Genomic DNA, 22163 nt, shown 5'->3' on the forward strand with positions numbered 1-22163 from the left:
ACTGTTGAACAGCAATAAAAATTGAAAATCAAAAATTATTGAAAATTTTAATTTTTTTGGGAATTAATTTTTTCTGCCTTTTATTTAAGTAAAATCAATGGACGACATATTTAAAGGATTTGAACAGCTATTAGAAATTGCCAAAGCTTTAGAAGAAAAAGTAGAGAAAGGGGAGTTAAAAACTTCTATTGAAATTCGGTCTCATAATCTCAGTAGTATTCCCCGGCAAGGCAATATTCCGAGAAAAACTAGTTCCAGCCGAGTTCGATCTAATTCCACCGATGCAGCTACACCAATGGATAATGCTGATGATGTCACCACCCCATCAGCTAACAAGAACTCAAAAGCTTCTTGGCAAGGTGTCGGCGGCTTGGGTGATGTTCTCAAGGAAATCAGAGAGTTAGTCGAAATTCCCCTAAAACGTCCAGACTTATTAGCGAAACTAGGCTTAGAGCCTCTGCGTGGGGTTTTGCTAGTTGGCCCGCCCGGTACGGGAAAAACTTTAACAGCCCGTGTTTTGGCAGAAGAGTTAGAGTTAAACTACATTGCCATCAATGGGCCGGAGGTAATGAGCAAGTATTACGGGGAAGCTGAAGCTCGTTTGCGAAGCATTTTTGAGAAAGCAACTCGTTCTGCTCCCTGCCTAATATTTATTGATGAAATTGACAGCCTTGCCCCAGATCGCAGCCAAGTAGAAGGTGAAGTTGAAAAAAGACTAGTGGCGCAGTTGCTTGGGTTAATGGATGGGTTTGCCAAAACCGAGGGCGTACTCGTACTAGCAGCAACAAACCGTCCCGATTATCTCGATCCGGCACTGCGTCGTCCGGGACGCTTCGATCGCGAAGTTCATTTTCGCGTTCCCGATCGCAATGGACGATTGGAAATACTCACGATTTTAACAAGTGCCATGCCCTTGGAGACTGCGGTTGATTTAGGAGCGATCGCTGATTTGGCTGTCGGTTTTGTCGGTGCGGATATCAAAGCTCTTTGTCAAAAAGCAGCTTACATTGCCCTGCGTCGTCAAGTCCCCTCGCTCAACAGTTCCATTCCTGAGAACATGACTGTCATCCAGCAGGATTTTCTCGAAGCAATTAAAGAGATAAAACCCTCTGTTCTCAGGTCTGTAGCAGTTGAAGCACCGAGTGTCAGTTGGGATGACATTGGTGGTTTGGAGGATGTTAAACAAAAACTTCAAGAATCTGTAGAGGGCGCACTCCTATATCCCGAACTATACGAGCAAACCAAAGCCAAGCCTCCCCGTGGGATTCTGTTGTGGGGACCGCCAGGAACCGGAAAAACATTACTTGCAAAAGCGATCGCTTCCCAGGCTAGAGCCAACTTTATTGCTGTGAATGGCCCGGAATTACTCAGCCGATGGGTAGGAGCCGCAGAACAAGCAGTCAGAGAACTTTTTAGCAAAGCTCGACAAGCAGCACCTTGTGTTGTGTTTGTAGATGAAATTGATACCCTAGCACCAGCACGAGGACGATTCAGCGGTGATTCTGGAGTTAGCGATCGCGTTGTCGGGCAACTGCTCACCGAATTAGATGGATTGCATGAATGCCCGAAAGTATTGTTAGTAGGAGCAACCAATCGTCCAGAAACCCTCGATCCTGCCTTACTTAGAGCCGGAAGATTGGACTTACAAATCAAAATCGATCTACCAGATCGAGCCAGCCGATTAGCGATTTTACGAGTTCACAATCTAGATCGTCCCTTGGTTGATGTCGATTTAGAAACCTGGGCGACAGTTACCGAGGGTTGGAACGGCGCAGACTTGGCTTTATTGAGTAATCAAGCTGCTTTAAGCGCAATTCGTCGATACCGCGCCCAAGGATTAAGCGATTCCAGCCTGATTCAGATTACCAATGATGATTTTCAAGTTACATACCAAATGCTTGCTAATCAGCACCATGAGGGCTTATAGATCCCCGACTTCTTTAAGAAGTCAGGGATCTAAACACCCGCACTTGAAAAAACGCAAAAAGCCAGTATTTATACTGATTTAATGTACTTAATAAGTATCCCAAATTTATGTCAATATACGCCTATGCTCTTTTAGTCCCCACCGCCTCACCGCTTGTTCTACCTGTAGGAATGGAAAGGAATACCGAACTAGTTTACTCTTCTGGTTTAGCCGCGATCGTAGAGCCGGAAATCTCACTGGAAGCATTACAGGCAACCGATGAGCGTTTACTTCAATCTGTATTAACCCACGATCGCGTAATTCGAGAACTTTTTCAACAAACTCCCCTTCTTCCCCTACGCTTTGGCAGCGGTTTTACCTCGCAAGAAAAACTGCTGAATCATCTAGAACAGCACCAAGAGCAATATCTAGAAACCCTAACTCAGCTAGCAGACAAAGTTGAGTACACTTTAAAATTGACACCCAGTTGTTTGCTTGATGAGTCTGACACTATTGATGCTAGAGGAAAAGCCTATTTATTAGCGAAAAAACAACGCTACCAAACACAGCAAGCATTTCAAGCACAACAATGCCAACAGTGGGAACTCTTGCACCAGCTAATTCTCAAAACATATACGAATGTTATCTGTGAAACTCGACAGCAAGATGTGCGGCAAATCCACTTTTTGGCACAGCGCAACGATTCAACGCTCAGTACGCAGCAGTTTTCCCTCTGGCAGGGACAATGCTCGCACTGGCAATTGGCACTCAGCGAACCTCTGCCACCCTATCATTCTCTAAAAAATACTCTCATATAAATTCATAAAAAATAATAATTATAACTTTCCCAGAAAAAATAAAGACGGGCCGATCTTTTATTTAATTTTTTTTCTAAAAAAATATTGTTAACTTTTTAGTATTTTTTTATTTTATTATATTTATCTCAAATTTTTGGGAACACTAAACTCAGGAAGAATAAAACACATTGTGTAAGTTTTACCTACTGCTCAATCGGAGCAAGATGAAATAAATAATTAGAGTTGTGAGAGGAAAAGAAAATGGCTGTTGAAAAAGTTAACTCATCTTCAAGTTTGGCTGAAGTTATTGACCGCATTTTGGATAAAGGAATTGTAGTTGATGCTTGGGTACGTGTTTCTTTAGTTGGTATTGAACTGCTATCAATAGAAGCTCGGATTGTGATTGCTTCAGTTGAAACTTACTTAAGATATGCCGAGGCAGTTGGTTTAACATCTCAGGCTGCTGTTCCATCTGCTGCTTAACACAATATTAGAAAAAGGGAGTCTTCATGGCTCCTATTTAATATTTCTAGTTAACAAAATAGGAGATTTCAGCTGATGGCTCTCAAGAATTTATGGGAACAAGAGCGACAAGAGCGATTGCAAATAACTGCTGAACGCCGTCAACAAGTTAACCAGTGGCAACAGCTAACTCAACAAGAATTGCAGCTGCAAGCAGATTTGCTTCATCAAGAATTGAGCAATTTTGTTACCAGCCTTCACAACAATAGAAAGTTACAACAGCAGCAATTTCAGCAAGAGATTGTGGAACGGCAATTAGAAATATTGCAAATAAAAACAGATGTTTGCCAACGCCAACAAGAATACCGCCAACAGCGGTCAGCAAAGGCTCAGGCATTATTCCAAGATTTGCAAAATTTCCGGGCAATTTTACATAAAAATGTTTGGGGAGATGACACTCACAAACAAGCAGTTTCCCCACCTCCTCCTAAAACAGAGAAATTAGTGGCAACGGTTTCAAAATGGTCAGTATCTCGTTCTGGAATTAAAGCTACTGGTTTTCGTCCTTCCGTCAATACCATGACTAGAAAAGTGCCTACATCGAATGCAGATACTAAATCTAAAGTGCAGCAATATATTCAGCAAGCTGAAGGAGCTACTCTAACAGAAATTGAAGAGGTGATAGGCTTAACCAGGGTGCAAACAATAGATATCCTGCGCTCCTTAATCAAGCAAGGGATACTAGAACAACGCGATCGCCAATACTTTATTCGGCAACAAGCAATTTCTTGACAAACTGGATTCAAGCTCATTTTTTGTAATTGCAGACTAGCTGCTCTTGCGATCGCTTGTGGCTTTTGCCTGAAGCCGGCATAGTACGCAATCGATAAGCATTAAAGCTGGTCTATGCTTTGTAGTATTCAAAATTTCCATCTTTTTTTAAGGTCTGTATTGACAAGCAATTGTCTCAGTATATGTAACGTTGCAAAAGTAATATAGATAACTTGTTTCTAATTAAAAAAAGAGCTTAAATCTTTGTTCGAGCTTCCGGCTTTGAACTTTCAAAATGTTCGGATTGGAAAGGGATATAACAAGCTGGGGTAGCTCGATCGAGGTTTTGAACTGTGCTATTGGCGATCGCAAAATGAGGTTAGTAAGCTTGATTGTTTGAGAAATTCTAATCTAAATGCAAAACTCAAGATATATAAGGAGGTGCGATCCATTGTGAATCAATTGATCGAGCAACTTCAAACTAAATTATTCACAGGTAGGCTGAATCTTGAAGCAAGGGACGGGCCGACTTGGACGCTATATTTTCGTTTAGGACGATTAATTTGGCAGGGTGGCGGTTCTAATGCCGATGAGCGATGGCGACGGCACTTGTCGCAATACTGTCCTAATCTGGATGTGGCAAAGTTGGAGGGACTTGTCTCTCCCCAGGAAAGTTATCGCGAGTATTGCATTCTTAGTAAATTGCGAGAACAAAAATTAATCGAACAACAACAACTTGTTAGCCTGATTACAAGCTTAATAGCTGAAGTCCTGTTTGATATCATCCAGTACGTTGAAGCCAAAAGAAATGGCAACAATCCAGCAGGGCAGTTGTCACCTACTACTGTTGTTGGTGCAGTTCCAGGGTTTCTCCTAGCTGTACTACCAACTGAGGAAGTCTTAAAACAAGCTACACAAGCCTGGCAAGAATGGCGAGATGCAGGATTGGCAAGTTACTCGCCTAATTTATATCCTGTCATTGACAAACTTGAACTACTCCAAGGACAAGCATCCGCTAAACAGATTATTGCTTTAGTTGATGGCACAAAAACTTTACGAGGTCTAGGGCAAAAAACCAATCGGGATGTCTTAGCTTTGACCCGGTTCTTGATGCCATTGATAAAAACAGGGGCGATCGCTTTTTCACCCACTCCAAGCCCCAGGAAGGTTGGGATTCAAGAAACTGGCAACCAGTCCAGTGCAGTTAATAATCTTAATTCTTCACCCAAGACAGAAGAGAACACTGTTATACAAGTTGCAACCCCAGCGGCTAGCAAACAAATTGTCAGTCCGTCTAGTACAGTTAATCATCCCAATTCTTCACGGAATACAGAAGAGAACACTGTTATACAAGTTGCTCTCCCAGCGACTAGCAAACAAATTGTCAGTCCGTCTAGTACAGTTAATCATCCCAATTCTTCACGGAATACAGAAGAGAACACTGTTATACAAACTGCCCCTCCAGCAGCTAGCAAAGCAATTATTGATGCCTCAAGACCTTTAGTAGCGTGTGTGGATGATAGCCCGGTAATCTGTCGCAGTTTAGAGGAAATTCTCAGCCAACAAGGTTACCGCTTTGTTGGCATTCAAGATTCCTTAACGGCAGTTTTAAAGCTAATTAAAAGCAAGCCCGACTTCATTTTTTTGGATCTTTTGATGCCAAAAGTGAATGGCTATGAAATTTGTTCTCAAATCCGTAAAACTCCAAGTCTTAAAGATGTGCCGGTTGTCATCTTAACGGGGAAAGATGGAATAGTAGATCGGATGCGAACAAAATTAGTAGGGGCAACTGACTTTTTGGGTAAACCCGTAGAGGCAGAAAAAGTACTTAATATGCTGCACAAGTATTTAAGCGTTTAGGTTAGATAAATCTGAATTTCAATCTCTTTCTCTGTGCCTGGAGCGTCTCTGCGTGAGACAAAAAAAGTCTCCTGCCTCCTACCCTCTGCCTTATTTTCAAATTCTGAATTAAATAGTTAGGAATAAAAATGAAAAAAGTTCTATTAGTTGAAGATAGCCTCACAGAATCCGAAAAGATGACGCGTTACCTGGAGCAAGGAGGATATTCAGTTTATGAAGTTCGCAGTGGTGAAGAGGCTCAACTGCGGTTGAAACAACAAAAACCCGACTTGATTTTACTGGATTTGATTTTGCCAGGTCAAAGTGGATTTGAGTTCTGCCGCAAGTTGAAAGCCGATCCGACAACAAAAGCAATCCCGGTAGTGATTTGCTCAACTAAAAACACAGATGTTGATAGAACTTGGGGCAATATGAGTGGTGCCGATGGCTATTTAGTCAAACCTGTAGATGAAAATACCTTGCTCCAGACTGTTAGTAAATTTATTCGCTAAAGGAAACTGGGGCAATGGTACAGGGCAACGATCGCTTTAGAGAGCTACCCATCAATAGCCAATTTCGACTTGAAAACTCTCCCCAAGGAAACAATCAGAGGTTTTTAAGATTTCCGTTGAATGGAAAGGTGAATGGTTTACTCCCACTAGCTGATTTGCGGGGAGTAATTCAGGTTGCGCTGACCGAGATTTTGCCAGTACCCCAGGTAGCAGAATTCTTGTTAGGCATCATGAATTGGCGGGGAGAAGCTATTTGGATTCTTGATTTAGCAGGTTTGTTAGGAGCAACACACTGGTGTCGGCGAGAAAGTGTGCGTAACTCTGGCATGGCAATGCTCGTTCAAGTCCAGAATCAAACCGTCGGGCTGTTGGTGGAGCAAGTCAATACCATTGAAGTTTATGATCCCCAAGAGCGATTACCGATTTCGGCATCGATGTTACCTGCCCGACTAGGCTCGTTCTTGCAGGGTTACTTTGTGGATTCTCAAGGTAGCCCTTTGATGTTAATTGACACCCATGTTGTGATTCAAACCCTTCAGCCTCTTTAAAGTTCAGAGCTTCCTGCCTTCTGCCTCCTTAACTTACTTTGACAACCTTCATAGCAAGAAAGATTATGGTAATGCATACACCCAGCCAACCACACTCAAATTCCGGCAACGGTTATAAGGACACCAATAACGGGCATACCGACGATCTAAGAGCAAAACAGCAAATCACCTCCACTCTCGAAGAATTGCGGACTGAACTAGATCAAGCTGATTGGGTGGAAACAGGACCATTGCGAGACAGAATCCGCAAGTTAAAAGAACTGGTAAGTGTGTTGCCATATCAAGACCAAGGAGATGGATTCGAGGTAGAACAATTACAGGCGATCGCCAGCAAAATCCGCCAATTTTCCGATCTAGATACTTTGCTTGCTACTGCTGTCATAGAGGTACAAAACGCCCTGCAAGTCGATCGCGTGGTGGTGTATGAGTTTACCAATCCAACGCTGGGGATAGTTGCTGCGGAGGCCATGAGGGATGGCTTTACCCCAATGCTGAAGGAAAAACTGCCTGCCGTCACTTTTGGGTTAAGTTCTACCAAGCTTTATCAACAAGAAAAATTAGTAGCGATCGCCGATACTTACACTGCAAGCTTGTCTCCTTACCAAAAGCAGCTTGTAGATCGGTTTCAGGTCAGAGCTTGTTTGAGCTTGCCAATCTTAGCAAAAGATGGGGTTTGGGGTTTGTTGGTAGTGCAGCAATGCGCTGCACCTCGCCAGTGGCAGAATGCGGAAATTAAGTCGCTAAAATTACTCGCGCAGGAATTAGAAGCGCAACTGCAAGTTGCCGCAATTCAGGCTACATTGCAACAAGAAGTAGAAAAAGACCAAATTATTACCGATGTAGCAAGTAAAATTCTCCAGTCTAAAGATGTGGATACCATCTTTCGCATTGCCACTCAAGAAGTGCGACAGTCATTAAAATGCGATCGCGTGGCAATCTATCGTTTCCAGCCAGATTGGAGTGGGGAATTTGTTGCTGAATCTGTGGGATCTGAGTGGGTTTCGCTCTTACAAGAACAGCGAAACAACCCTGCAATTGTCAAGAACGTTAACTATTGCAGTGTTAGGAACTTTGCAGACGAAGGGGGATTAGTTGGGACAACAGGGCGATCGCACAGTACAGATAGCTACATTCAGCACACCCAAGGCAAAACCTTCCATCGCGGACAGGTCTATCGAGTCACTAATGATATCTACAGTGCTGGTTTTTCTGACTGCTATATCAAAATTTTAGAAAGCTATCAAGCCAAAGCATACATTATTGTTGCCATCTTCCAAGGAGAGCAATTGTGGGGCTTGCTTGCTGCTTATCAAAATTCACAGTCTCGTCAGTGGAGAGATAGTGAAGTGCGATTGATGGTGCAGGTGGCATCTCTGTCTAGTATTGCTATTCAACAGTTGCAATATCAGCAACAACTTTATCAACGCTCTGAAGAGTCAGCCAAACTTGTTGAACGAGAACGTACTGTTTTCGGCATTATTGAAAAGATTGGGCAAGCAACGGAGCTGCGTACCCTTTTCCGCACTGCAACCCAAGAATTGCGGCGATTTTTAAAATGCGATCGCGTAGTCGTTTATCAATTTTATCCAGACTGGAGTGGAGAAGTTATCGCTGAATCTGTGGCTGCTGGTTGGTCGTCTCTATTGGATATTCAGGAACAAGAAAGCATTTTAAAAACAGGCATGGTATCTTCAGAGCGTTGCAGTGTTAAAGATTATAGCTCCCCTGCAAAACTCGATCCCGATACATATCTCAAGGAAACCCAGGGTGGAATCTACGCCAAAGAAAGGCGCTTCCGCAAAGTCAATGATATTTATGCTGCTGGTTTTTCACCTTGCTATGTAGAAGCATTAGAGAAATTCCAAGCCAAAGCATACATCATTGTTCCCATTTTCCGCGCTGGTAAGCTTTGGGGTTTGTTAGCAGCTTATCAAAATTCTGATGTTCGCAAATGGACTGAAGAAGAGACTGGTGCTTTGTTGCAGATTAGCGAACCGTTGAGCATTGCCCTCCAGCAAGCTGAATATATCGAACAGCTACGGTTAAAAAATCTAGAAATGACCCAAGTAGCTGAAGTAGAAAACGCCATCGCGCGTATGGCGGAGAGAATGCGTCAGTCCCAACAGATAGAAACGCTCTACCGCACTACCTTGGCAGAATTGCGGCAGTTGTTCAAATGCGATCGCCTGGCAATATATCGCTTCAACTCTGACTGGAGTGGTGAATTTATTGCCGAATCTGTAGGAAATGACTGGATACCTCTGGTTGGTTCTGATACCAAGACCATCTGGCAAGATGAATACCTACAGCAAACTCAAGGCGGGCGCTATCGCCACAATGAAACCCTTGCTGTCAATGACATTTACACTTCCGGTCATACCCAGTGCTACATTGACCTACTGGAGCAGTTTCAGGTTAAAGCTTACACCATTGCCCCGATTTTTACTGGAAACAAACTTTGGGGTTGGTTAGGAGCTTATCAGAATAGCGGGCCGCGACAGTGGAATGCCGATGAGGTGCGATTACTGAGCAAATTAGGCATTCAGTTGGGTTTAAGCGTGCAGCAAGCCGAGTACATTGAAGAACTGAAAACGAAGAATGCAGAGTTGGCGCGCACAGCAGAAGAAGAACAAGTGCTGACAGGGATGGTAGAAAAAATCCGTCAGGCACAGGATACTGAGACAATTTTTCGGAATTTGCTGCCAAGTTTACGCAAACAACTACAGTGCGATCGCCTAGCAATATTTCGCTTTCATCCCGACTGGAGTGTGGAGTTTATTGCCGAATCTGTAAAAGACCAATGGTTGTCTTTAGCTGGTTCCGAAATCAAAACGATTTGGATGGACGATCACTTGCAAGAAACTCAAGGCGGACGCTATCGCAATCATGAAACCTTTGTTGTCAATGATATTTACGCTGTCGGTCACGTTCAGTGCTACCTAGAGATATTAGAAAAAATCCAGGCCAAAGCTTACGCGATCGCTCCTATCTTTACTGGAACCAAACTCTGGGGCTTTTTAGGAGCATACCAAAATACTGGCCCCCGACACTGGAAGCCCAAGGATGTGCAACTGTTGAAAAAAGTAGCTATACAAATGGGTATAGGCTTGCAACAAGTTGAGTATATCGAACAGCTTAAGAAGAAGAATGCAGAGTTAGCCAGAACCGCAGAAGGGGAACGAGCGCTAACACGGCTGTCAGAAAAAATCCGCCAAGTTCAAGAGCTAGATACGATTTTCCGCAATGCCTTACCAGAATTGCGATCGCACTTAGAATGCGATCGGCTGGCGGTGTATCGCTTCAATCCAGATTGGGGTGGGGAGTTTATTGCCGAATCTGTAAGTCGTGAATGGGTGGCTTTGGTTGGCCCCGATATCAGGACTGTATGGGAAGACGAACACCTCCAACAAACCCAAGGTGGACGCTATCGCCACAACGAGACGTTTGTAATCAATGACATTTACACTTCTGGCCATGCCCAGTGCCACATAAAAATTCTCGAACAATTCCAGATGAGAGCTTATATCATCACCCCGATTATTGCTGGCAACAAGCTCTGGGGTTTGTTAGGAGCATATCAGAATGACGGGCCGCGGCAATGGCAAGATAATGAAATCAACTTGGTAGCGAAAATCGGCACGCAGTTTGGGGTAGCCGTCCAGCAATCGCAATACTTACAACAAACCTTAAACAAGAATGAGGAACTGATAAAACTGGCAGAACGGGAAGTAGCAAACGCCCGATTTTCCTATCGCTTGCCAAGTCGGTTAACAGAGATGGCCCAAACTCATGGTGATGTTCTGGAATTTGTCCAGTTTGCCACCCACGAACTTCGTCAACTGCTGAAAGTAGATCGAGTTGGAGTTTACCGTTTTGAGCCTGATTGGTCTGGAGAATTTGTAGTTGAGTCTGTGACCGGGGATTGGCCGAAGCTTGTGGGGACTAGCCTTGCCAAAGTTAGAGATACGTATCTCCAGTACAACAAAGGCGGGCGTTATGCGCGCAAAGAAAGTTTGCGGGTTGAAAATATCTATACTGTCGGTCATGACGAATGTCACATCCAATTGCTAGAACTGTGGGGAACTAAAGCCTATATGATTGCGCCGATTTTCCAAGAAGATCGGCTATGGGGTCTGATGGGAGTTTATCAAAATAGCGCAGCGCGCCAATGGGAGCAATCAGAGGAGGATGTTCTTAACCAAGCCAGCGTCCAGATTGGTATTGCCCTGAATCTTGCAGAGTACTTAAAACAAGTGCGTACTCAAGAGCAGCAACTAGCAGAAGCAGCAGAGCGCGAACGCACTGCACGGGAAAAACTGCAACAAGGAGCAGTACGCGTTCTCATGGCTTTGGAACCATCTTTCAGAGGCGATCTCACCGTTCGCGCTCCTTTATCTGAAGATGAAATTGGGACGATCGCCGATGGTTACAATACTACAATCCAAAGTTTGCGGGATTTAGTGCGACAAGTGCAGATTGCTGCTGGCAGGGTGAGTGAAACTTCCAGCAATAACACTATCTCAGTAGTGAAACTATCTGACCAAGCTCAACAGCAGGCAGAACGGCTCGAAAACGCTCTAGAACAATTACAAATGATGGTAACTTCCACCCAAGTAGTTGCTGCTGATGCTCAAAAAGTAGGACAGGCAGTTCAAAGAGCTAATAACACCGTCCAAGCTGGCGATTCTCTGATGGAAAGAACCGTAGATGGCATTTTGGAGATTCGGGAAACCGTCTCGGAAACAGCGAAGAAGATTAAACGCCTCGGTGAAGCTTCTCAGAAAATCTCGAAAGTAGTGAGTCTGATTGAAAACTTTGCCACTCAAACTAATTTGCTGGCGCTGAATGCGGCGATTGAGGCTACCCGTGCTGGAGAATACGGTAAAGGCTTTGCCGTGGTTGCAGATGAAGTTCGTTCCCTGGCTTATCAGTCAGCGAGTGCCACCACAGAAATTGAGCGACTCGTGGAAGAAATTCAAAATGGCACCAACGAAGTTACCCAAGCAATGGAAGTAGGGATTAGCCAAGTTGTCCAAGGATCGAACTTGATCGATGAGACTCGTCATTCCCTGAGTGCGATCGTGGCAGCCACCAACGAAATTGGTGGATTGGTGCAAGGAATTACTCAAGCAGTTTCCCATCAAAGTCAGCAATCTCAAATATTGACAGAGGCAATGACGGATGTTTCGGCTATCGCCCGCAAGACTTCACAAAGTGCCATGAACATTTCCGAGTCTTTTGAAGAACTGCTGACGACTTCACAACAACTGGAAACCAGCGTTAGCCAGTTCAAGGTTGACTAATCTCATAAAATGTGTTATGAATCCCGATCCCAGTAATCAAGAGCAGCTAGAGCAGGCTTTTCTTGCTGAAGCGGCAGAGTTGTTGCAAACCATCGAGCAGAATCTTATCGGTTTACTTGATGAAAAAACCATAGAAAAAGTTCATGCCTTGATGCGAAGCGCTCATACTATCAAAGGGAGTGCTGCCAGTGTTGGGCAGGAAACGATTAAGACAATTGCCCATCATTTGGAAGATGTATTCCAAGCGTTATACGCTCCAGAACTGGAAATCGATCCAGAATTGGGTGCTTTGCTTCTAGATGCTTATGAGTGCCTGCGAACTCCCTTGAGTGCAGCCTTGATGGGCTTGTCCTGCAATGAGGCAGAAATACTCGATAAAACTGCCTCAATTTTTGCTCAACTTCAACATAAACTAGGCGACTTTTTTGGTCGTGAGGCTCCGCTTCCCAGTTCGGAAGAACTTGGCTTTGATGTGGTAGAGTCAATCTTTTCCGGGAGTGTAACCCAGGATTTGCAACAGCTCTCAGCTGACATCGAAAGCCAAGATCCGCAACAAATTCAAACAACACTCAACTCTCAAGCAGAATTTTTTGCCGAACTAGCAGCATCTTATGGCTTATCTGGATTGGAAGAAATTGCCCAAGCAACCCTAAACGCGCTCAAAGCACATCCAGACAAAGTATTGCAAATCGCTCAGGTGGCTTTAGAAAATTTTAAAGCAGCTCAAGCAGCAGTACTTGCAGGCGATCGCACTCAAGGGGGAGAAATATCTCCAGAATTGCGAGAATGGGCAGGGCTAAATACTACTGTCCCAGAACCGCAAAAGCAGCCAGTTTCTATAGCTGCCCCACCAACACCAACGACTACAACTGAAAATCAGCCATCCCCCCTCCTCAGTGCAAACGAAGCGGAATCAATTTGGTCGTTTTTCCCGAAGCGGACTGATAACTCCGTAGCGAAAGCACCAGAGGTACTCGAACCAATTTCTCAGGATGCGGTAGTAGCCCCCTCTGCCATAGATCGGATTTTACAATCAATCTGGATAGGAGACCAAGAGACATCCTGCCGCTACTCAGACTCAGAACTGCCCGCTTCTCCACCACCAGCACCAAGCCTCCAGGCTCAGTCATCAGCATCACTTCCCAGTATCCGGGTAGCGATCGAACAACTCGACCGCCTCAGCCATACGATTGGGGAATTGCTAATCAACGAAAACCAACAAAACCTGCAATCTAATCACATCCACAAAGCAGCTCAAGACACCCTACTACAGTTTTTGTACTGTCAACAACAACTTAGTAAAGTTTTTACTTGGTCGGATCGACATCTTTTGCTTCCCGAACGCAAGCAGCGACATATACATGGATCTCCACGCTCAGTTCCAACTGCCGAGGCAAAATCCAATTTTGATGCCTTAGAAATGGATAACTATAGCGAGTTGCACATTCTCCTGCAAAATCTTACAGAAGACATGGTGCAATTAGGAGAACGGATTGAGGCTGTTAATGGCTTAGTTCAGCAATCTCGCTTCAGTCTCGGAAAGCGCAAGCAACTGCTCTCAGGAGCGCAGGAAGATTTGCTGCAAGCCAGAATGGTGCCACTGGGAACAGTGTTGAATCGATTACCCCGGCTGCTGCAACAGATGGTAGCAACTTATCATAAGCCTGTCGATATCAAGCTTGGCGGTACGAAGGTACTAGTGGATAAAGCTATTTCTGAGCAGTTGTACGATCCCTTGCTGCACATGATTCGCAATGCCTTCGATCACGGCATTGAACCGCTAGAAACTCGCCGCCAGCAGGGTAAACCAGAAACCGGAACAATTACAATTCAAGCCTACCATCAAGGCAACCGCACTACTATTGAAGTACGAGATGATGGTCGAGGCTTTAACTGGGAATCGATTCGTAAGCGAGGTATAGAAAAACACCTGTTAACACCAGAACAAGCCGCCTACGCCTCCGAAGACCAACTGGCAGAGTTATTATTTGAACCAGGCTTTTCTACCGCTAACCAGATTGGTGAGTTATCTGGTCGCGGTATCGGCTTAGATGTCGTTCGCACGCAATTGCAGGCTTTACAAGGTTCGATTGTAGTGCGATCGCTTTCAGGTCAAGGAACCACTTTCATCCTACAATTGCCTCTGAGCTTGACAACAGCACGCTTGCTCGTTTGTCAATCTGAAGGTATTACTTATGGCTTGCTGTCTGAAGGAATTAGCCAGGTTTTATTACCGCAGCCAGAGCAGATTCAAGTCCAGCAATCTTTACACGGGCAAGGCAGCCAAAAATTCTGGCAGTGGGGAGAAGGGCAAAATCAGCAACTAGTTCCTATCCGTCCGCTTGCGAATTTGCTGGATTACAAATACCCTTTATTCACCCAAGACCACAATTTAACCCTCAGTCCTTTTCCTGTCAAACAACGCAACACCGTTGAACCTCTGCTGCTGTTGCAAACAGAGCAGCAATACCTGTGTTTGCAAGTCGATCAGATTTTGGTCGAGCAGGAATTAGTAATTAAATCCCTCGGCAGAGTCCTGACTTTACCTAGTTATATCCAAGGCTACAGCGTGTTGGGAAATGGTAGTCTCACCCTCATCGTTGACCCATTGGAGTTAGTTCGTCAAACCTGGGAGACAGATATAATGCCGACTTCCCCGGCATCAAGTCTTACAACTAAACTCTTGCCTGCGCCTGAGCCTGTTCTTACTCTAGAGGGGCAGCAATCCGAGCTAACTATAACGCAACCGCAACAACAGCCAATGGAAGTCAATACAGCCGTTGCTCAACCTAACCGAGTGGCGATATTAGTGGTGGAAGATTCGGTTGTCCAAAGGCAAAGTTTGGTGCAAACGCTCCAGAAAGCCGACTATCAAGTGTTGCAAGCAGGCGATGGTCGAGAAGCGATCGCGCAAATGCTGCAACATGGTGATGTCGGTCTAGTGATTTGTGACATTGAAATGCCGCAGATGAATGGATTTGAGTTTTTAGAACACCATCGCCAAGACGAGCGTTTGTCTGGGGTTCCTGTGGTGATGCTGACTACTCGTAGCGGCCAGAAGCACCGCCAATTAGCTTTAGCTCTAGGGGCGAAAGCTTACCTGACCAAACCCTATTCCGAACAAAACTTCCTAACCACCATCGCTGAATTGGTTAATGGGGAAGGGGTAAAGGGTAAAGGTTAAAGGGGAAAGGGAAGGAATGGAAAGGAAAAAAATTGAAACTTTTGAGGATTTAAAAGTATGGCAAAAAGGTATTGACTTAGTTAAGCAAATATACTTAAAGACTAAGGAAGGTGAACTGAGTAAAGACTTTGGTTTAAGAGATCAATTAAGACGTGCATCCGTGTCAATACCTACAAATATTCCAGAAGGATTTGAACGATATTCTCGCAAAGAATACTTAAACTTTCTAAATATTGCTAAAGGGTCTGCTGGTGAAGTTCGCAGTCTTTTAAGAGTAGCGTTAGAAGTGGGCTATCTAGACCAACCAATTTATACACAACTTTCTAATCAAGCTATGGAGTTGAGCCGTATGCTATCTAATCAAATTCAATCCATAAATCAGTCATTAAAATAATAAAATTTTTCCCCTTTCCCCTTTACCCTTTCCCTTCTTCATGAATTACGAATTGCGAATTATTATTTATGCTCAACACTCCCTTTCCGTTTAAGCGATTATCTGGCGCTGTAACCGAAAGCGACTCATTACGAGTCGTTGTTTTTGCGATCGCAGACTATTTATTTGCCCTGCCAGTTGGTGCAGTTCTTAAGGTGATTGCTTGTCCCCCTATTCGCAGTACGGTTGAAAGTGGTATCGGGATGGTTGATTTGGGAGCGCAAACCATTACGGTTGTGGACTTGCGCCAGAAGTTTATTCAGCAAGTACAAGGCCAACAGGCGCATCAAGTTCTCCCTGCGGTTGACACTTCAGGGCGCTTCTTACTTCTGACTCAAACGCGGACTGGGGAAATTTGTGGCATTCCTGTGGACAAGCCCCCTGCTCTAATCGATATTCCTTTGGAAGTTGTGCGTCCGGTGCCGTGGTCTTATCGGCAAGTGGCGGAGTTAAGCTGTGTGAGTCACATGGCTGTTTTGCCTGTAGCACCAAACGAGGAACCACTCAAAGTCCTGCTTCTAGGCATGAGCCAGATATTGGCTAATAAGTTGGGATTGCCCGGAACAACCCCAACCTTAACTCCTGGGCTGACATCAGCCGAACAACGGCAAAGATTTCTGCGTTTTTCCTTGGGCGATCGAGGAAGTGGATTGCTACCATTCCATTCATTACAGGACATTATTCATCTCGCTAGCCAAGAAATTTCCCCAGCCCCGGCCTTACCAAGTTGGATTTTAGGTTTCTATAATTGGCAAGGACAGATGTTGCGGCTGGTTGACTTGGAGCATTTGCTTGGTTATGCGCCTCTTTTGAAGCGGCAGTCACGACCAGAAAAGCCAATGGTTCTGGTTATCGAGCTGCAAAATCAGGTAATCGGGTTTTTAGTCGCTCATGTCTTAGATGTAGAGTGGCAGGATTTACAGCAAGCACAATCGGCACCAACCGACTTTTCCCCAAACAAACTGCTAAATTTTGTTCGAGGTATTCTGCCAGGCGATCGCTGGATTTTAGACACCAGAGCGATCGCCCAGACATTGCAATGGCAAACCCACTGATTTAACTTGATGCTGCCAAGGAGTTTTCTGTGACGATCGCAACTTTAGACCCTAATCTTGAAACCCAGCCTGACAATCAAATCCAGATAGAAGAAATTTTGGCTAATGTGGCTGTACTCAAAGCAGTCTTTCAATCTGCTAAGGGGCCAAAGGTCGCTCAATTACAGCACAAGGTAAGTCAAATCGAAGCTTTTATCCAAGCTTTGGCTCAGGATTCGCCCAGCGATAATGATGACAATGTGCAAAGGGCTTTTCACCTTCAGCGAGAACAACTGGCGGCAATTGCTCGGCAAATGCAGCAGGCAAAAGGCCAAACCGCACTTTTGGAAGCTACAGCCACCGCCTTGCAAGATGTTCTCAGTGCCGATCGCGTCCTGATTTATCGCTTTGAGGAAGATAATCGCTCTCGGGCGATCGCTGAAGCTATACAACCGGGTTGGACATCCTTGCTCAACCAATCCCTACCGATAAATGTGTTTGTTACTCAACCCGATGTTAATAACCCAACTGAAGTATTAGAACTAACCCCGCGCCAACAGCAATTTTGGCAACGCTTTCAGGTGCAAGCAAGTCTGTGCTTACCCTTGATTGTCAAACAACAGCCTTGGGGTTTGTTAGTTATTCAGCATTGCCTTGCACCCCGACAATGGCAGGAAGCAGAGCGCAGTTTGCTGCAACAAGTAGGAATGATGTTGACAATTAACTTGCACTCGGCTGAAATAGTAGCTCCACCTGCTCAACAGCTGTCACCGCCTCCCCAAAAGGCTGAATCCTGCGATCGCTCACAGTTATTAGTGCCATTGCAGCAGGTGAGCCAAGTCTTACAAGAAGGAGCAAGAATCGCCGAACTTACCAACGAGCATTTATTGTCTATTCAAGATACTGTTGCTTTTACTAATAAACAGCTGCAATATCTTGGTGAATTTTGTCAGCAAGCTTCTGGCTTTGTTGGCCTTGTGGAAGGCTTGAGTAGCAAAATTCAAGTTTTGTCCTTGAATACAGCTATTGAAGCAACAAAAACTAATGACCAGGAGCTAAGTTTGCTAGCTGCTGCCGAACAGGTAGAAATTCTCGCCCGTCAAGCCCGCGAAAGCACCGTAAATATAGAGGAATGGTTCCAAGAACTCCAGGTAGCAACAAGAGACGTTGTTTCTGCTATCGAACCGTGCGATCGCCAAATCAGTGCTGGGCTGGAGTCAATCGCGCAAATCCAAGAGCAATTTAAAGCGATCGCCGACATCGCTGCTTGTACCCTCCAAACAATAAACCTCTTGCAAAAATAGTTTTGCACTCTTGGGGAAAAGGGGTAAGAAAAAACCTTTACCCTTTAACCTTTTCCCCTTTCCCCTACAAATGCCAAGAAGTCTAGTATCGAAGCCATAGAATTTTCACAAACCAGGAGTTTCGATGAGTACCGATTTTGTCCCCCAACCGCAGAACGACGATCGCTTTCTAGAAGAAGCGATCGATTTGTTACTGTTCTTGGAGCAGGAGTTGCCTAACTATACAAAAGACAGTAACCTCGGTACAGCTTTGGCTCTCATGGAAGCTGCTGGCTCTCTGCATTCGATTGCCATAGCAGCCGAACTAGATACGATTGCCATAGTTGCGGCTGCACTAGAAGAGATTTTTCAGCTTTTGTATCAGTATCGAGCAACTATTGACGCTCCAATCGCCTCTTTGTTGTCGGAAGGATTAGATTGCTTACAAATGCTGTTGATGGCATTTTTAACAGCCTCGAAAATTGAGGAAGTAGAAATTCTGGAGCGGATGTCTGCCATTGTTGCTCGTCTGCAAGCAGAGTTTGGCGATTCCCAGGAAACAAACCTTGAGACATCGGTAGAGCGATCGCAGGAACATCAATCAGTTATTCAGTTTGGCGATTCCTTGGCTGAGGTAGAATCTTCTGCATCTCTACCAGAGCAAGTTACGGTTAAAGACAAGGAACTAATAGATGAAACTAGCCCTCACTCTGCCAGCCTCGATCGCGTAGATACTGAGCAGCTTCCGATTGAGGTAGGGGAACTAGCAAACCTGGAGGAAGGAGATTTTCAGGCTTGGTTGGGAGAATTTTTCCTGCCAGCTGAAACTTCTGTTGCATCCTTAGTTAAATCTTCGAGCGATCGCCATGCACTCTCTTTGCAAGAATTCATTCCCTCCATTGTTGCAACCAGTATTCCAACCGCCACACCGATCGATATTCAACATCTCGAACAACTAAACGCACTGATTGCAACATTACTAACTAACTACGATCGGCAAGCTTGTCGCGAAGAACAACAGCAACATGCGATCGGGCAGTTGCTCCGACAAGTTAAACGATTACAACGCCTGCTGGATAATCTACAGGAATGGTCAGGACGTTTAGCAGCAATTTCAGATACCCTTTCTCCTCTGGCTGCTTCTCGCTCTGGGCAATTGTACAGTACTCTGCAATCTGTTTTGGCTGAAGCGTCTGTTGTGGCATCAACTGTTCATTCCCTAAATAACGATCGCCACCAACTCAAACAAGAACTCATACAGCAGGAAAATTTACTTAATCGTTCTGCCGATTTAGTCAAAAAAGTTACAACTATTCCTTTAAAAGCAGCCTTAGAACCATTGCATCGGCTTTGGTCGCAGTTACAAGCTCTACAAGATAAGTCTGCTAGACTACATTTACAAATTAGCGATATCCAAGTCGATCGCACGTTTAGCGATCGCCTCCGTGTCCTGCTGTTGCATATCAGTTGCTATTTATTAGAGCAAAGTATTGAGTCTTCCCAAACACGCCAACAGCTAGGTAAAAATAGCAACGGTATGATTGAATTTCAAGTTTATCAGCAGGGAAATCAACTAATTATTGATGGCTGTGATGATGGCGCAGGACTTAACTTATCGCAAATCTATCAACAAGCTTTAGCCCAAGGATTCGCCCTGACAAAACCAGGGGATATTCTACAAACAACTCAACTGACTGAACTCATACTTGAACCAGAGGTTTCATCTGTTTTATGCGATCGGGCTGCCTTAGAGTTAGGAGCAGAATTAACTGAAGTTTGCAAGCAATTAACAGCTATTCAAGGAAGAATAGTATTGAAATCTAAAGCTGGACATGGTACAGCCTTCTCGTTGCAAATTCCCCTGGAGCAAAAAATTACTCAACTTATCGTCTGTCAAGCCAACTCCAGACTCTATGCATTTGTCGCCGATTCCGTGGAGCAGATTTGTTTATCCCAGTCCGAACAAATTCTCCAAACTCAAGCGGGACGCATGTTATTTTTGCAGGCTTCTGACACCAGTGGCTTCCCAACAACAGAAATGCTCGTCCCTATCCATTTACTGACTGATGTACTGGTTTCTCCTAATTACCTTCCCGCCCCAGTTACCACTTACAGTACAGATACACTAAATGCTTTCAAGCAGGATAAGCCGTTATTAGTATTTCGTTACTTAGACAAACTATGTGCTGTAGAAGTAGATTGCATCATCGGCAAGCAATCCTCTGTAATCCATCCTCTGGGGGAAGCAATCCCAGTTGCTGCTTATATCCAAGGAACTAGCATTCTTGCTAATGGGCAACTTAGCCTGGTTTTGGATGGTCAGCTTCTCACAAAATCTCTAGCTTGAATCAATACCTGCCAAAAAAACTAAGTTACGACGATACTATCCTCAAATACTTTTGCAGTCTGAAAGACCCTAGAATTAAGGTAAGTCCTACAAGAAATCTCAAATATTAAACTGATATCTATCCACGAGGTAGAAGAAACTACTTACAAAATTCCGTATTGTAGAATTGCTGTCTTAAAATCAGGAAAAAACGCTCGTGGTTCCCATTAGAGATAATAATCCGACAAAAATCACGCCTTATGTAACTTATGGACTGATTGCTGTCAATGTCCTCGCTTTTCTTTATGAAGCAAGTCTTCCCCCACAAGCATTAAATGGATTTTTACACCTTGCGGCTGTGGTTCCACGAGAACTGACTTTAAGCTTTGCTGGTATCTCTGTACATCAACCAGTACCAGAGTGGGCAACTTTGATTACTTCCCAATTCCTGCACGGTGGTTTCTTGCACTTAGCTGGCAATATGTTGTTTCTCTGGATTTTTGGCAACAATGTTGAAGATAAGTTAGGTCATGCCAAATATTTACTGTTTTATTTATCTTGCGGTGTTTTGGCAACCTTGACTCAGTGGTTCTTCGCTCAAGATTCTAGCATTCCTTCTTTGGGTGCAAGTGGTGCGATCGCAGGTGTTATGGGTGCATACATTCTCCGCTTTCCCAACGCCGAAGTCCTTGGCGTTGTACCTTTAGGGTTTTTCTTCCCAACTTTCCGTGTCCCCGCATATTTCTTTTTAGGATTCTGGTTTCTCGAACAAGCCTTTTACGGACTTACCAGCCTGGAAGCACGTACTAACATCGGTATGGAAAGTGGCGGTATTGCCTACTGGGCCCATGCCGGCGGCTTTATCTTCGGAGCAATTCTCGGCCCACTGTTGGGTTTATTTAGCGATAAATCCCAGGAAGAATTTTGGTACAAGTAATTTTTAATAGTATCGTTTTTACCCTCAATTATGCTGATTGATTGAATAGGTGAAATTGTTTAACCTTCGCAACTGCTAGCCTGACAAGCTATATTGCAGTTAGTCAATAATTTAGGAAAAACACCTGTGTTTCCCCTTTACGATGAAAATCCGACGCGAATTACCCCGTATTTCACCTATGGGTTAATTGGCATGAATGTTTTAGTTTTTATTCACGAGGTGAGCCTGTCACATGCACAATTGAGTCGGTTTTTAAGTGAGTATGCAGTAGTACCTCAAGAGTTAACCACCAATTTGAATGGGGAGTGGACAACGTTATTTACGTCGCAATTTTTACATGGTGGTTGGTGGCACTTAATCTCAAATATGGTGTTTCTCTGGGTTTTTGGCAACAATATTGAAGATCGATTGGGTCATGCCAAATATCTAATTTTTTATTTGGCGTGTGGTGCTTTAGCTGCCTTGTGCCAATGGTTTATTGGAATGAATTCTGAGATTCCTTCTTTGGGGGCAAGTGGTGCAATTTCTGGGATTTTAGGTGCGTACATTATCCGCTTTCCCCACGCTCAAGTCATGACTTTAATCTTTTTAGGGTTTTTCATCACCACAATCAGAGTCCCAGCACTAGTAATAATTGGACTTTTCATTGTGCAAAATGTAATTTCCGGTCTTGCTACCCTGCAAACAGCCGCTAACATGAGCGTGGAAACTGGTGGAGTTGCCTATTGGGCGCACATCGGTGGTTTTATTTTTGGGGTAATTCTCGCTCCCCTATTTGGCTTGTTTCGACGCGACTAAATACAGCATTTCTTAAATTCATAGCCAAAA

Annotated in this window: 15 protein-coding genes; all 15 read left to right on the forward strand. The window is 44.3% G+C overall.

All coding sequences use genetic code 11. From position 1 onward, the window contains the following. Positions 1-97: 97 nt before the first annotated feature. Positions 98-1927, forward strand: coding sequence for an AAA family ATPase (locus RM368_RS12245; RefSeq protein ID WP_322694302.1), 1830 nt, complete (start codon positions 98-100; stop codon positions 1925-1927). Positions 1928-2034: 107 nt separating this feature from the next. Next, positions 2035-2724, forward strand: a complete 690-nt coding sequence (locus tag RM368_RS12250; RefSeq protein ID WP_322694303.1) for a GvpL/GvpF family gas vesicle protein — start codon at positions 2035-2037, stop codon at positions 2722-2724. 240 nt (positions 2725-2964) lie between these two features. Further along, positions 2965-3186, forward strand: coding sequence for a gas vesicle structural protein GvpA (gene gvpA / locus RM368_RS12255; protein ID WP_163931998.1), 222 nt, complete (start codon positions 2965-2967; stop codon positions 3184-3186). 75 nt (positions 3187-3261) lie between these two features. Further along, positions 3262-3957, forward strand: coding sequence for a gas vesicle protein GvpC (locus tag RM368_RS12260; protein ID WP_322694304.1), 696 nt, complete (start codon positions 3262-3264; stop codon positions 3955-3957). Between the two features lie 432 nt (positions 3958-4389). Beyond that, the gene (locus RM368_RS12265) at positions 4390-5796 is read left to right on the forward strand and encodes a response regulator (protein WP_322694305.1); all 1407 of its coding nucleotides are present in this window, start codon (positions 4390-4392) and stop codon (positions 5794-5796) included. 128 nt (positions 5797-5924) lie between these two features. Further along, positions 5925-6287, forward strand: coding sequence for a response regulator transcription factor (locus RM368_RS12270; protein ID WP_229538106.1), 363 nt, complete (start codon positions 5925-5927; stop codon positions 6285-6287). A 14-nt stretch (positions 6288-6301) separates the two neighbouring features. Beyond that, positions 6302-6835, forward strand: coding sequence for a chemotaxis protein CheW (locus RM368_RS12275; RefSeq protein WP_322694306.1), 534 nt, complete (start codon positions 6302-6304; stop codon positions 6833-6835). Positions 6836-6900: 65 nt separating this feature from the next. Next, positions 6901-12138, forward strand: a complete 5238-nt coding sequence (locus RM368_RS12280) for a GAF domain-containing protein (RefSeq protein WP_322694307.1) — start codon at positions 6901-6903, stop codon at positions 12136-12138. 16 nt (positions 12139-12154) lie between these two features. Beyond that, the gene (locus tag RM368_RS12285) at positions 12155-15322 is read left to right on the forward strand and encodes a hybrid sensor histidine kinase/response regulator (RefSeq protein ID WP_322694308.1); all 3168 of its coding nucleotides are present in this window, start codon (positions 12155-12157) and stop codon (positions 15320-15322) included. Positions 15323-15338: 16 nt separating this feature from the next. Further along, on the forward strand, positions 15339-15716 hold the full coding sequence (locus tag RM368_RS12290; protein WP_322694309.1) for a four helix bundle protein: 378 nt from the start codon (positions 15339-15341) through the stop codon (positions 15714-15716). A 68-nt stretch (positions 15717-15784) separates the two neighbouring features. After that, positions 15785-16810, forward strand: coding sequence for a chemotaxis protein CheW (locus RM368_RS12295; RefSeq protein ID WP_322694310.1), 1026 nt, complete (start codon positions 15785-15787; stop codon positions 16808-16810). A gap of 29 nt (positions 16811-16839) precedes the next feature. Further along, the gene (locus RM368_RS12300; protein ID WP_322694311.1) at positions 16840-18093 is read left to right on the forward strand and encodes a GAF domain-containing protein; all 1254 of its coding nucleotides are present in this window, start codon (positions 16840-16842) and stop codon (positions 18091-18093) included. 124 nt (positions 18094-18217) lie between these two features. Beyond that, the gene (locus RM368_RS12305) at positions 18218-20419 is read left to right on the forward strand and encodes a chemotaxis protein CheW (RefSeq protein ID WP_322694312.1); all 2202 of its coding nucleotides are present in this window, start codon (positions 18218-18220) and stop codon (positions 20417-20419) included. A gap of 196 nt (positions 20420-20615) precedes the next feature. Continuing rightward, positions 20616-21335 carry a rhomboid family intramembrane serine protease gene (locus RM368_RS12310; protein WP_322694313.1) on the forward strand — a complete coding sequence of 240 codons (720 nt, stop codon included), beginning with the start codon at positions 20616-20618 and terminating at the stop codon, positions 21333-21335. A 126-nt stretch (positions 21336-21461) separates the two neighbouring features. Continuing rightward, on the forward strand, positions 21462-22133 hold the full coding sequence (locus RM368_RS12315) for a rhomboid family intramembrane serine protease (protein WP_322694350.1): 672 nt from the start codon (positions 21462-21464) through the stop codon (positions 22131-22133). The last annotated feature ends 30 nt before the right edge of the window (positions 22134-22163 follow it).

This window comes from Nostoc sp. DedSLP03 (genome assembly GCF_034530815.1).
Taxonomy (GTDB): Bacteria; Cyanobacteriota; Cyanobacteriia; order Cyanobacteriales; family Nostocaceae; genus Nostoc.

Bases quoted from the DNA above. Each gene is read 5' to 3' on its own strand.
- RM368_RS12245 (WP_322694302.1), top strand. From the start codon at position 98: ATGGACGACATATTTAAAGGATTTGAACAGCTATTAGAAATTGCCAAA.
- RM368_RS12250 (WP_322694303.1), top strand. From the start codon at position 2,035: ATGTCAATATACGCCTATGCTCTTTTAGTCCCCACCGCCTCACCGCTT.
- gvpA (WP_163931998.1), top strand. From the start codon at position 2,965: ATGGCTGTTGAAAAAGTTAACTCATCTTCAAGTTTGGCTGAAGTTATT.
- RM368_RS12260 (WP_322694304.1), top strand. From the start codon at position 3,262: ATGGCTCTCAAGAATTTATGGGAACAAGAGCGACAAGAGCGATTGCAA.
- RM368_RS12270 (WP_229538106.1), top strand. From the start codon at position 5,925: ATGAAAAAAGTTCTATTAGTTGAAGATAGCCTCACAGAATCCGAAAAG.
- RM368_RS12275 (WP_322694306.1), top strand. From the start codon at position 6,302: ATGGTACAGGGCAACGATCGCTTTAGAGAGCTACCCATCAATAGCCAA.
- RM368_RS12280 (WP_322694307.1), top strand. From the start codon at position 6,901: ATGGTAATGCATACACCCAGCCAACCACACTCAAATTCCGGCAACGGT.
- RM368_RS12285 (WP_322694308.1), top strand. From the start codon at position 12,155: ATGAATCCCGATCCCAGTAATCAAGAGCAGCTAGAGCAGGCTTTTCTT.
- RM368_RS12290 (WP_322694309.1), top strand. From the start codon at position 15,339: ATGGAAAGGAAAAAAATTGAAACTTTTGAGGATTTAAAAGTATGGCAA.
- RM368_RS12295 (WP_322694310.1), top strand. From the start codon at position 15,785: ATGCTCAACACTCCCTTTCCGTTTAAGCGATTATCTGGCGCTGTAACC.
- RM368_RS12305 (WP_322694312.1), top strand. From the start codon at position 18,218: ATGAGTACCGATTTTGTCCCCCAACCGCAGAACGACGATCGCTTTCTA.